The 12737-nt window shown below is 51.6% G+C and carries 9 protein-coding genes; 4 read left to right on the top strand and 5 right to left on the bottom strand.

The features are described 5' to 3' along the window. Position 1 precedes the first annotated feature (1 nt). Positions 2–586, bottom strand: coding sequence for a hypothetical protein (locus CRO74_RS18990; RefSeq protein ID WP_097127901.1), 585 nt, complete (start codon positions 584–586; stop codon positions 2–4). A 209-nt stretch (positions 587–795) separates the two neighbouring features. Here CRO74_RS18990 and recQ point away from each other — a divergent pair, with 209 nt between their 5' ends. The 4 genes from recQ to CRO74_RS18970 all read left to right on the top strand — a co-directional run bounded on the left by recQ (position 796) and on the right by CRO74_RS18970 (position 7041). Beyond that, a complete protein-coding gene (gene recQ, locus CRO74_RS18985) occupies positions 796–2919 on the top strand; it encodes a DNA helicase RecQ (RefSeq protein ID WP_097127899.1) in 2124 nt (707 codons plus the stop codon). 188 nt (positions 2920–3107) lie between these two features. Next, positions 3108–4175 carry a lytic transglycosylase domain-containing protein gene (locus CRO74_RS18980; protein ID WP_097127898.1) on the top strand — a complete coding sequence of 356 codons (1068 nt, stop codon included), beginning with the start codon at positions 3108–3110 and terminating at the stop codon, positions 4173–4175. Between the two features lie 243 nt (positions 4176–4418). Then, a complete protein-coding gene (locus tag CRO74_RS18975; protein ID WP_179830261.1) occupies positions 4419–5666 on the top strand; it encodes a lytic transglycosylase domain-containing protein in 1248 nt (415 codons plus the stop codon). A 112-nt stretch (positions 5667–5778) separates the two neighbouring features. Further along, entirely contained in the window at positions 5779–7041 is a 1263-nt protein-coding gene (locus CRO74_RS18970; RefSeq protein WP_245877909.1) for a lytic transglycosylase domain-containing protein, read from the top strand. Here CRO74_RS18970 and CRO74_RS18965 read toward each other — a convergent pair whose 3' ends face one another. The 4 genes from CRO74_RS18965 to CRO74_RS18950 all read right to left on the bottom strand — a co-directional run bounded on the left by CRO74_RS18965 (position 7042) and on the right by CRO74_RS18950 (position 12478). Further along, entirely contained in the window at positions 7042–8079 is a 1038-nt protein-coding gene (locus CRO74_RS18965) for a DUF4249 domain-containing protein (protein ID WP_097127895.1), read from the bottom strand. 2 nt (positions 8080–8081) lie between these two features. After that, a complete protein-coding gene (locus CRO74_RS18960) occupies positions 8082–10442 on the bottom strand; it encodes a TonB-dependent receptor (RefSeq protein ID WP_245877908.1) in 2361 nt (786 codons plus the stop codon). A gap of 246 nt (positions 10443–10688) precedes the next feature. Further along, entirely contained in the window at positions 10689–12005 is a 1317-nt protein-coding gene (locus CRO74_RS18955; protein WP_097127893.1) for a cryptochrome/photolyase family protein, read from the bottom strand. Positions 12006–12130: 125 nt separating this feature from the next. Then, positions 12131–12478 carry a hypothetical protein gene (locus CRO74_RS18950; protein WP_097127892.1) on the bottom strand — a complete coding sequence of 116 codons (348 nt, stop codon included), beginning with the start codon at positions 12476–12478 and terminating at the stop codon, positions 12131–12133. Positions 12479–12737 lie beyond the last annotated feature (259 nt).

Here is a 12737-nt window from a genome sequence, read left to right as displayed (position 1 = left end):
ATCATTTCAAGCTGCTCAGGTACGTCTTGTTTCCGTTCTTGTTGATGTAATATTTGCCACCCCGCGGGCCAGTCATCACTTTCTCTCCGTTCGGGCCTTTCTGCGACGGGTCGACCGGGGCTTTATAATCCGCCGGAGTCGCTTTCTCTTCCTTTACGGTTGCTGCTTTTGCCGACTTACTCATCTTGTCGTCTTTCAGGCCCGAGTTATCGGCCTTTTTAGCGACTTTATCAGGTGCAGCTGTAGCGACTGGTGCTTCGGCCGCTGCTTTCTTAGCCGCTTTAGCCGCCCGAGCTGCTGCCATCCGGTCGTTTACAGCGGTCTGCTTTGCAGCATCGGCAGTGCTGGCGTCTGCCTTTGCTCCCTTTTTAGCTTCCTTGGCCGTCTCCTTAGCCGCTTTCTGATCGTCTTTGGCAGCCTCTTTGGCGGCTTTCTTTTCTGCTTTAGCCGCAGCTTTCGCCGACGCATCGGCTCCACTCACTTCTTTTTTGGCCTTGGTTTTTGCGGGTTTACTATCCTGCGCGAAACCATTCACCGCAACAAGCATACTTAAAGACAGACACAGCGTTATCAGTTTAGTTTTCATTGTGATTGCATTAGAGTTTATAAATGAATACATCTTTAGCGCTGGTTAGACGGAGGAAGGCGCATAAAATCACATATCTATCTGCAAAAACGACTTAAATTTTTCTTAAATTTGACATAGCAGCTAGTAAACCATTCACCAGAAAGGATAGACTTTTCTGTAGTCAGTTTTAGATGTGGGTTTACCTGTCATCGTCCGCTATTAAATCAATGATCGTTCCGACATCAAACACCCAGCAACCCACCGATTACCTCAAACGCTATTATGGTTACGACCGCTTCCGGCCCATGCAGGAAGCCATCATTCAGTCTATTCTGAGCGGTCGCGATACGGTGGTGCTGATGCCAACGGGTGGTGGAAAATCAGTCTGTTTCCAGATTCCGGCCCTGATGCTGCCGGGTCTGACGGTGGTGGTTTCGCCCCTGATTGCCCTGATGAAAGATCAGGTGGGTGCGCTGCACATGAACGGTATCCAGGCGGCCTTTTATAACAGTACCCAAACCAGCAAAGAACAACGGGGGATCGAAACCGACTGCATCAGCGGCAAACTCAAGCTCCTGTACGTTTCGCCGGAGAAGTTGCTCACCGAATCATTTTTTCAGTTTCTGAGCTTAGTCAATCTCTCGCTGTTTGCCATTGATGAAGCGCACTGCATTTCCTCATGGGGGCACGACTTCAGGCCGGAATACACCCAACTGCACGTTCTGAAAGAGCAGTTTCCAACGGTGCCAACCATTGCCCTAACGGCAACGGCCGATAAACTCACCCGGCAGGACATTGCTACCCGGCTCGGCATGAACGACCCGGCTATTTTCGTGGACTCGTTTAACCGGAAAAACCTGAGCTTGCAGGTCCTGCCCGGCCAGAACCGCATCCAGCAAATTATCCGGCTGCTTCAGCAGAAACCCGATACCTCGGGCATCATCTACTGCCTGAGTCGAAAGTCGACCGAATCGTTGGCGGCCAAATTGCAGGAGAAAGGGTTCAGCGCGGCTTTTTACCACGCTAAAATGGACCCGGAAGATCGCTCCAAAACGCAGGAAGCGTTCCTGCGCGACGATGTTCGGATTATGTGCGCCACTATTGCCTTCGGGATGGGAATCGACAAATCGAACGTGCGGTGGGTCATTCACTACAACATGCCCAAGAACATCGAGAGCTTTTACCAGGAAATTGGCCGGGCGGGGCGGGATGGCGCGGCTGCGCAAACGGTCCTGTTTTACAGCTTTGCCGATGTGGCGACCTATAAAGACATGCTGGCCGAAAACAACCCGGCCAACCTCGGCTTGCAGTTAGCCAAACTGGAACGGATGCAGCAGTACGCCGACGCACACACCTGCCGCCGACAGATCCTGCTGTCTTACTTTTCGGAAGAACTCCCCGACCCCTGCGGCAACTGCGACGTTTGCCGCGACCCACGCGTTACCTTCGATGGCACCGTTCTGGCGCAGAAAGCCCTCTCAGCCATTATCCGCACGGGCGAGCGGGTTCCTATGAACCTGCTGATCGACATTTTGCGCGGCTCCCGCAGCCAGCAAGTATTGCAGGGTGGGTACGACCAGATAAAAACCTACGGGGCGGGCCGCGATATTCGGTTCGAAGACTGGCGAAGTTACATTCATCAGCTTATTAACATTGGCGTTATCGAGATTGCTTACGAACAGCATTACGCCCTCCGGCGCGGCATCCTGGCCGATCAGGTATTGTACAAAGGCCGGAAAATTGACCTCGTCCGTCCGGATGATGCCCCCAAACCGGTGGTTGAGAAAAGCCGGGCGAAGACGGAAACCCAGCGCGACGATCTGTTCGAACGGCTTCGGGTACTTCGCAAGCAACTCGCCGACGAGCAGAATGTACCGGCTTACGTTATTTTCACGGATACCACCCTCGAAGATATGGCCCGCCAGCGCCCTACCACTCCCGATGCCCTGCGTAATGTAAGTGGGGTTGGCGAACGGAAACAGCAACTCTTCGGCAAGCGCTTTCTGGAGGAAATTGTTGGGTATGTACGCGGACGTGTGGAGGCCGGTCAGAAGCCCAAAGGATCGACCCAGCTTATCACCCTCGATCTGTATAACAACGGCCTGACGGTAGAGGAGATTGCCGCCGAGCGGCAACTTACAACGGGGTCTGTGGCAGGGCATTTGGTGCAGTTGGCAAAGTCGGGCTACGATATTGATTTAATCTCATTGATTGACCCTTTCGAACGGCGGGAAATAGAGAAGGCAATTGCGGCTGTAGGCATGGAAGAAGGACGTTTAAAGCCCGTTTTCGACTATTTGGAAGGTCGATATGATTATGGCAAATTAACTCTGGTTGCCGGGCTTTTATAGAAATAAAATCCTGTTTTCAGCAGAGCCTTTGGATAATTCTTAGACGATTATTTGGTAAGTACCCAAAAACCAGCTAAGTTCGTATATAAAAACAGCACAGACCCGTTACTTAGGTACGGGTTTTCGTGTCTCTATGTGCCACAACAACTAATGTAATTTTGATAAAAGAGGTAAGTTTTTCACTGCTCATGGCTGCCATAAAACCGGGTATCGGTATGGCGGCTCCGGCGCTCCCAAATTTAGGAGCCGACACGAGCCGGTCGCTGCTGTCATCAAGTGGCCTGAATAACCCCGAACTACTCGTCGTTGACTCGACAAAACGTGTATTTCCAATTTATTTCTGCGGAGAAGAAGTGCCGGTCGATGAGCCCCGCGTATCGCGCCGGTGGCTCCAAACCCTTCGCCTGTACGGTGCTCAACAGGATTTTCTGATCGACCTGCGAACCAGAGCATCCACCTTCTTCCCCATCATTGACCCTATTCTTCGGAAATACAAGATTCCCCGCGATTTCCGGTTTATGCCGCTGGCCGAAAGTGCCCTCGATAACAGCAGTGTGTCTTACAAAGGCGCATCGGGCTATTGGCAGTTGATGCCGGGAACCGCCCGCGAACTGGGGTTAACCGTAAACAGTACAGTTGATGAGCGCTACAATCTACAGAAAGCAACGGTTGCCGTTTGTCGGCACCTTCACCAGCTTTACCGGGAGTTAGGCTCCTGGACCCTGGTTGCGGCTGCTTATAACGGTGGGATCACCCACGTCCGTAATAAGATGGAGCAGCAGGGCCAGTCCAATTACTTCCGGCTCCGGCTTCATCGGGAAACGAGTCACTACCTGTTCCGGATTCTGGCCTTTAAGGAGTTATTAACCAACCCCCGCCAGTATGCGCTGCTGGTTAGTGGCGCAACGATTGCCGAGCTTGTTAAGCCCTTACCAAGCTGGCATAAGCCACTTGCGTTGCCGAAAAAGGTAAAAGATGCGCCAACAATTGAACTGGTCGATGAAGAGTTTATGAACACCTGGGGTCCGCGCCCCAATACGGCGCTAACGCAGGCGCCATCGGATACACAACAGCTTATTGCCCAGGCAGCAACGGCAAAAAACATTCCAAATACTGACCTTGAAAAACAGGGTAGCCATTTGCCCATTAAAAAGTTAATGATGGGCCTGATGGTGCTTCGGTTCCGTCGGCCGCGCTTCCTGGAATGGAAAAAAGGCGAAGGGATTCGTCCGTTGCATTTCTGGGACTGGTTATAATCTACACGACTTCTATTACCTGAAAGCCGCTTTTCCAAGCGGCTTTTTTTATGCCTGATCCGTAAATAACCAACTAATCAGTACGAAAAAAAATAAACAAAACTCTACAAATAAGCGTGTCGTTGGCATAATTATTGATTGTTACCAAACTTACCAAATTGGTTAAATACTCGACGTAAATAGGTTACGACAAATCGACTATACTAACAATCCGCCATCGACTAAAACTATACTTGACCGTTGATAAACTTATTAGCCCCACTTCTGCTAGCGACTGCACTGGTTGTGGCCAGTGTTTTATCGCCTTATACGCCCAAATACACTCCGGCTACTGCTGCCTCCGTTGATGTCTCTGTCTACGCTGCACCAACATTTGATCCGGTACTGCGAACCATGTTACCTCCTGTTTATTTTTGCGGGGAATCAGTACCCATACATGAAGAAGTTATCGCCCGGCGGTTAGTCTCAGCACTGGCACGTAACGCATCGCAAAATCAGGCTTTTTTACGCATACGTAAACGGGCAGCCGTTTTCTTTCCGGTTATTGAACCCATTTTATCATCCCACGACATTCCCCTGGACTTTAAATACCTGCCGCTCGTTGAAAGTGCATTGCAGGGTTTTGCCGTGTCGCCTAAAGGGGCTGTTGGGTATTGGCAATTTATGCCCGCCACCGCCCGAGAACTAGGCCTGACGATCGAAAAGGGCGTTGACGAACGGCAACATCTCATTAAATCGACTCATGCTGCCTGCCGGTATTTGCGGTACCTGTATAATCGACTGGGTTCCTGGACGCTGGCGGCAGCCGCTTACAATAACGGGATAGGGGCTCTTTTGAACAACATTCGCCGACAACAGCAGCGGGACTACTACTACCTGCGCTTAAACGCCGAAACGGGTAAATACCTGTATCGGATTCTGGCCTTCAAAGAGTTATTCACCAACTGCCGCTCCTATCAGCACCTCATTCCGGAGCAAATGCTGGCCACCCTAACCAGCCCTTTGCCGTCGTTGTCAGATGACCAGTTCGATGACGATGAAATATTGATCCCTCAGGTTGTCATGGACGAAGCAACGAAGGTAGCTGTGGCTACGCCCATTGACGATAAGCTGAATCGGGTAAAAGGGCAATTGATGGATATTCCGCTCCCCAATGCAGCGGATGTTTTTCGGGGCGGCATCAAGGCAAAGCTAACCGAACCGTCTGGCTTACAGCGAGGTGAGATATGGGTCTTTCACCTCACCCGCGACGGCATCGCGGGCGGTCAGGAAGTAGAGGAAGGAGATATTTTATACGCCATCATTGAGGATATCGATCCAAAAACCAATAAGGTTTATCTACGCTCCGATCGGCTCTATTCAGCCAGCGAGAAACAAACCTATTCGCTCGCCTTATCAGCCGTAGATGCTTCTACCGGGCGAATTGGCATTAATTTATCCGACCTTACCCAGTTAAAATCGGGCTGGATACTAACCTGGAAGGCGCTTTAACGCCAAAAACTATGCCGTTTTTCTAACAGCCGGTACGTCATCCTGTTATCTTCCACGAACTAAAGGGCGGTAGAACACCGTTATTTAGACGTTCAACAACTGGTCGTTTGTTTTGGCTCTATCCACTATACGCATTGTCGTACTGCTGTTAAGTGGCTCACTACTGAACAGCCCCACCTGGGCGCAAAAAAAGACGAGTTCGGCAAAAAGCAACAAGCCCAATCTTTCTTCCTCTACTCATAAACGCTCCCTAACCGGACCGGCTCGCCTGCATTTCTGTGGCGAAGTTGTCCCAACCGAACAGGGTACCGTTTCGGCTAAGCTAGCCTTCGCCATGGCGAGTAGTTCGGGCTACGCACGTCGCCTGAACGCACTGAAGGCCCGTTCGGCTCCTTTTTTCTCCGTCATTGAGCCCATTCTTGAGCAGTATAACATTCCCAATGATTTTAAGTACTTGCCTCTGATCGAAAGCGCCTGGCAGGCGAATGCCGTATCATCGGCCGGAGCAGTTGGGTACTGGCAGTTCATGGACGATACCGCGCAGGATATGGGGCTATCCATCACTCCCGGTCATGATGAACGTACTAACCTGCTCAAGTCGACGGAGGCCGCCTGCAAATACCTCAACTTTCTGTACCGTAAACTAGGCTCATGGACGCTCGTGGCGGCTGCTTACAACGGGGGCGTGGGCATGGTTCAACGCAAGATTACCAAAGTGGGCCACCGTGACTATTACACCATGACCATGAATCCCGAAACTGGCTACTACCTGTACCGGATTCTGGCCATGAAACAGCTATTTACCAATCCATCCTATGGTATAGACGCGGTAGGCCTGATGCTGGCGTCGGGGGTTAATGCCTACGAACAGGAGCGCGAACAGGCCCGACGGATGGGCTGGCTTCAGGACCAGGAACCGGTAGTGAGTGGCATCCCAATTGAGTCGATGCCCAGCCTGGATGCTTCGCTCGGCAGTCAGACACCAACGATCCGGCACGAAGTGGTCGTTATGGACAGCCTGTTGAATAAGTTGCTTAAAAACACCTCCGGCAGCCCGTCTGTTTTTGTGGGCGATGTGGCGACACGTCTGGTACAGGCAGGTCAGTTAAAAATTGGCCAAAGCTGGTCTTTTGCGCTTACCGAGACGGTCCAGATTGAAGAAAGTACCCTCAAAGCGGGAGATATGCTCTACGCCATCATCGATGATATTGATAGCTATGGCAACGTTTTCTTCCGGGCTACCAAAGCCATATCGGCCCAAACAAAAACAACCATTCCACTTACGCTCATCGCCCTGAACCCAACAACCGGGTTGGCCGGTATTCCGCGCCCTAAAGTGGTGAAGCCCGGCTGGGTTGTGCAGTGGAAACTGTAATTACCAGCCACTCGGCTCCAGAAGGGGGGTATTTCGACCGTACGTATCCCGGCAATCGCCGGGCGGGATTATCTGACTACTGATAAAACTGACCAAAGCCGGGTAAAAAACAACACCAGGGTACTCCTGCTGACGAAGTCGCCGACGGGTAACCGACGTTACCGAAAAATACCCCCTTGCCAAATCGGTCGCGTCACTGGCATTCACGAGGTTGCCGGTAACGGGTGCTGGTAAGGGATCAAAAATACTCCCCGTACGGGCGTTCTGCTGCTGATAAAGTTTCCAGAACTGGTAATTCGCTTGCGTGATGGCGTACTGCTGCACGTCAACCAGTTGGGGCGCGATTGTATAAATCGGTATTTGCAGGACAAATCGGTTCCGCAGCGGGTTACCGTTGATGGCTTCATCACTGAACACGTTTACAACATTAGTCGACACCATTGTCCAGCAGCGATTATTGCAAAGATTGGGGCTCCCCAGACTACAAGGTACACCTACCGACAGGCGGTTAGTGTAGCCATAAGCCGTCCAGCGGTAATAATTCTGCTCACCAGCCGGATCAGTTGTGTTAGCGCCATACGAAAATGCATAGGGAATGGCCAAATTTCCAGTCTTGACCAACCTGGCCGAGACACTGTCGATTTGTGGTACGGCGGGCATTCGTTCGGCTTTGGTCACATAGCGTCTGCCATCGGTCAGCGTCACCGTTAGGGTATAGGCGCGGCCAACCTGCCCACGAAAGGTGGCATCGGTCGTTTGGTACATGCCCGAACCGGTCGATGCAAAACGGGTGGAACGCCCCTGGTCGTCGGCAAGTGTAAGTTGGGCACCAGCCACGTATTGATCATTCACATTCTGCCCACCCTCGCCACCATACTTACCCGTATAGGTTAGCCGAACGGTATACGGGGGAGCTTCATTCGTAATCTGACCTTCGACCACCAAACGCGGGACCTCCGTCCGAATGGGTAGCTGAACCTGATCGATACAAGCTACCAACGCCGTCAGAATAAGTATATAAATGATAAACTGACGCATGGCTAGAAGAAGAAATTGTAAGCTATGGAAGGAATCATGGTACCAAATACCGACAGCCGGTACGACTCGGTGCGCTGGTTGAACCGGGTAAAATAAATGGAGTACGGATTCTTGTGTGCGTACAGGTTGTAAATACCCAGCGTCCAGATGCCGTACCGTTTCTGCGCCTTATTGAAGCGGGTATCTTTAGAGAAGGCAACATCCAGCCGATGGTAATCGGGAATGCGGTCGGCATTCCGGCGCGAATAGTCCTGAACCGGCTCGCCATTGTAGGTGTACTGCCCGTCGGGGTAAGTGGCGGGAACGCCGGTATAATAAACGAAATTGCCCGAAAACGACCAGTTGTGCGGCATCGACCAGCGGGCCTGTACATTGACCGTATGAGGGCGGTCGATATAAGCCGGATAATAGGCACCGCCATTGATCCGGAGGGCGTCGAAGGACGTTTGCACCGCAATCAGCGAACGGGCGTAGGTATAATTAAGCTGGCCGGTCAGTCGTCCCATGATCTTACTCAAACCAAACTCAACTCCGTAGGCTTTACCGGCTGCCTGAACCAGGGCCGTTTCGAGTTTCGGATTCAGGATAAGATCAGCTCCGTAGCGGTATTCGATCTGGTTCTGAAGGCGTTTGTAATATCCTTCTACACTCAACTCAAGTCCGTTATCCAGCAAATTCTGAAACACCCCCAGCGATACCTGATCGGCGATCTGGGGCGGCTGGTAGCGGTCGCTCAGCTTCCAGAAATCGAGGGGTGTAATGGCGGTTGTATTGGAGATAAGGTTCAAATACTGACGCGTTCGCCCGGCACTGGCTTTAAGCGCCGTATTCCTGGCCAGTTGTACACGCAGAGCCAGCCGGGGTTCAAAACCGCCATATGTCTGCGCCACCTGACCCGAACGGTACAGCGCCGAATCGGTTACGGTTTCGGGCGAAGACGGCACATTCTCCGCGTAGCCATAAACGGTTTGTGGTCCCAGCAATGCAAAGGCCGAATAACGAAGCCCAGCCATTAGGGTAACAGTGGGCATTAACTCCCACTCGGTATTAACATAGGCGCCGAGTTCCCGCCCCCGTTCGGGATTAATTTGTTTCGGATTAATGCTCGATAGATCGCCCGCTGGCTGAATGGCACCGGTTTGAATACCGTACAAAATACCGTTCACCCCAACCTGTACTTTATGGGCCTTGTTGATCGTATAAAATACGTCGGCTTTCCCCTCCCGCTGCTCGATATGCGACGTAAAACGAAACTCCAGATTCGGTGTGACACCATCGACATTCAACCGGTAACCACTATACAGAGCCGCCAGATTAAGCTGAACGTTGGGGCGAATGAGGTAACTCCAGCGACCCGTTAGCACGTTTGACTGCCAGCCGTAAAGCGTATCGCCCGGAAACCGGAAGTGGTCCTGGCTGCGATAGGCCGACAACGAAATGGTATTCCGTTCGTTGGGTGTATACGTTAGTTTAAGATTGCCATCGTAAAAGAAAGCCCGGCTGTTTTTGACGCTTGCCGTTGGAAACGCTTGCAATAGGTAGTTTGGGAAAGCGACACGCCCACCAGCGAGCAGGGTTAGTTTTTTTGTAATTGGTCCATCGACCACCGCCCGAATACTCACCGGACTCACCCCACCCGATACCCGCCAGCCGTCTTTATTCCCGTTACGGGTACTCATTAACAGTAAAGACGACACACGCCCGCCGTATTGAGCCGAAAAAGCACCTTTGTTGAGACTCACGTCCTGCACCATGTCGGGGTTGATGTTCGTATAGAAACCGAGCAGGTGCGAGGTATTGAACAAGGGAGCCCCATCGACCAGTACCAGATTCTGGTCGGCCCGCCCGCCCCGGACGTTGAAGCCGCCCGCTCCTTCGCCCGCCGTGGTGACACCCGCCTGTAGGGCGAGAGCTTTCAGGATGTCGGGTTCACCCAGGACAACCGGCATCCGTTTCAGCTCGGGCATGCTCAGCTGAATCTGCCCCATCTGTACATCTTTAATGTTTTTATCCTTGCGAATGGCACGTACATCAACCTCATCCAGATCCGTAGAGCGGGGCTGGAGATAATATTCGACGCGTTTGTTGAAATCCAGAACGACCGTTTCACGCCCGCGAAAATAGCCCACTGCCGATACATAAGCCGTGAGAACCCCCGGCGGATGGGTTATTGAAATGACACCGGCACTATCAGCTCGGCCGCCCAGTTTTGTCTCAGCAATCAACAAGCTGGCACCAGGAAGCGGCTTTTTAGTGATGCCATCCCGCACCACAACACTCAGGCGAAGCCGCTGCTGGGCCATAACGGACGAGCAGAACCCCGAAAGACAAAAAAAATAGAACAGGAGTAGCCGTAACCTCATGAGGCTGAGTCGTGGAATAGTTCAGGAAAAAGAGGTGTAATCTACAAAAACCTGTCCATACGAGCATTCGCCGGCATAGGTATTTAGGGCTGGCGCGGGTTTGGGGTTGCTGGCGCGGGCATTGGCCCGTGCCTTTTATTAAGTCAGTATTCACTGACGCAAGCGAACCGGGACGCCGGACCGGCTTGCAAAATAACCGGCACGGGTAAATACCCGCGCCAGCAACCCCAAACCCGCGCCCCTCCCCTACTTCACTTTCGCCAACGCTTTTCGATACGTATCGATAGCGCGTTGCCGGGCCATGACGTGGTCGACCATGGGCCTTGGGTATGATGACTGATCGACTTCGGGCACCCACTCACGAATATAAACGCCTTTCGGGTCAAACCGCTGGGCCTGGGCCGTTGGGTTGAAGACCCGGAAATAAGGGGCCGCATCCGTGCCCGAACCAGCCGCCCACTGCCAGCCACCGTTATTGGCAGACAGGTCATAATCGCGGAGTTTTTTACCGAAATAAGCCTCGCCCCACCGCCAGTCGATGAGCAGGTGCTTACACAGAAAACTAGCCGTGATCATTCGAACACGGTTGTGCATCCAGCCGATGGTATTTAGCTGCCGCATCCCGGCATCCACAATCGGGTAACCCGTTTCGCCCCGGCACCATTTATCAAACTCATCTTCGTTATTACGCCACTCGATCTGGTCGTACTCCCGCCGAAAGGAGTATTGTTCAACGTGCGGAAAATGGTCGAGTACCTGAAAGTAAAAGTCCCGCCAGCAGAGTTCGCTCAGAAACGTTTGATCATCGGCTTCCTTTGCCTGCCGGGCCAGTTCGCGAATACTGACCGTACCAAAGCGCAGATGAATACTTAGTTGGCTGGTACTATGGGGAAAAGCCGGGAAGTCACGGGTTTTGTTATACGAATCAAGCAGTTCATCAGCTACCGTCCGACCAGGAAAAGGCTCCCCCACGGGCTGAAAGTCCATGTCGTTCAGCGTTGGGACGGGTAACGGATCTGTTTGCCAGAACTGCTTCACGTATTTTTCGGTAGGATATGCCTTCAGGTAAAAATCCGTCAGGGTATTCTTCCATTTGCGGCTATAGGGCGTAAAAACGGTGTAGGATGTGTTTTTCCCGGTAAGTACCTCGTCGCGCTCAAAGATGGTCTGGTCTTTGCTGGTATGAAAACCGATGCCGTTTTCGGAAAGCAGTTCGCCTACGGCCTTGTCGCGCTCCTTAGCATACACTTCGTAGTCGTGATTGGCAAACACATCGCCAATCGAATATTGCCCGATCAACTCTTTCCAGACATCCACCGGCTTCCCGTAGCGCACAATGATCGTCGATCCCAGTTTTGCCAGTTCATCATGCAGGCGGTTCACTTCCTGAACCAGGAACTCAACCCGCCGGTCGAGACGGTCTTCCAGGGCGTCGAGAATAACGCGGTCGAAAATAAAAACCGGAACAACGGGACGGCCACTTTTAAGGGCGTGGTATAAAGCGGCATTATCGTGCAGACGCAAATCGCGCCGGAGCCAGACCAGCGAGAGCGGTTCAGACATGGGGTTTGGTGGGTTTGTTTACTGGCTAACCCCTCGTGAACCAAAAAAGTTAAGTCACAAAAAAGTCGGTCGTTGTCAGGGATAGTAACTCCAGACAACGACCGACTACTTATTAAGAGATGTGCTTACTCTGGCTGAAAACGAAGCCGAACCGTATATAGCTCGTCCGAGTCGTTACCATATCCATTTATCTTTTTGCCGGTTAGCTGGCGAATCAGGGTATTATTAAGTTGTTCATTTTTACTGAATACCTCCAGTTGGCAAAGCTCATTGGCAGCATTTACCTTGAACTGAATAACAACGACACCCGGCTGTTGTGTTGGCTTGAGAGCATCGGGATACGAGACATATTTCGACAACTGATTCTCCAGGGTTGCCTTGGCGTCCTTGGGTTTACTTGTTTTTATCGGCGCAGCGTAGGCTTGCGTTGCCAGGAAGCCTACCAGCATGAGAAGAGCTAAATTCTTTTTCATGACTTCAATGTGATTAAATGATTGAACAAATACCCTCGTCTTGAAGCAGCCCGGAGCTGTTGGCGACTAATGTTATGTCAATATTACGTTAATATTATGTAAATATTACCAAAACAGGGACTACCCTCTCTCTATTTTTTAGCCAGACCTTTACCCAATTTAGCGTAAAACAAACATTATTCTTATTTAATTAATTATCTACCTGTTTTTAATTATAAATAAGAAAAAGTGGCCCTGATAACAGAATATAATTTTTTAT

This window comes from Spirosoma fluviale, assembly GCF_900230225.1.
Taxonomy (GTDB): Bacteria; Bacteroidota; Bacteroidia; order Cytophagales; family Spirosomataceae; genus Spirosoma; species Spirosoma fluviale.
Note: the sequence above shows the minus strand (reverse complement) of the source record. Positions and strands in the feature narration are given on the sequence as shown.

What these genes read in the sequence shown, in the direction of transcription:
- CRO74_RS18990 (WP_097127901.1), bottom strand. Translation starts at nt 586, where the DNA reads ATGAAAACTAAACTGATAACGCTGTGTCTGTCTTTAAGTATGCTTGTT.
- recQ (WP_097127899.1), top strand. Translation starts at nt 796, where the DNA reads ATGATCGTTCCGACATCAAACACCCAGCAACCCACCGATTACCTCAAA.
- CRO74_RS18980 (WP_097127898.1), top strand. Translation starts at nt 3,108, where the DNA reads ATGGCTGCCATAAAACCGGGTATCGGTATGGCGGCTCCGGCGCTCCCA.
- CRO74_RS18965 (WP_097127895.1), bottom strand. Translation starts at nt 8,079, where the DNA reads ATGCGTCAGTTTATCATTTATATACTTATTCTGACGGCGTTGGTAGCT.
- CRO74_RS18960 (WP_245877908.1), bottom strand. Translation starts at nt 10,442, where the DNA reads ATGAGGTTACGGCTACTCCTGTTCTATTTTTTTTGTCTTTCGGGGTTC.
- CRO74_RS18955 (WP_097127893.1), bottom strand. Translation starts at nt 12,005, where the DNA reads ATGTCTGAACCGCTCTCGCTGGTCTGGCTCCGGCGCGATTTGCGTCTG.
- CRO74_RS18950 (WP_097127892.1), bottom strand. Translation starts at nt 12,478, where the DNA reads ATGAAAAAGAATTTAGCTCTTCTCATGCTGGTAGGCTTCCTGGCAACG.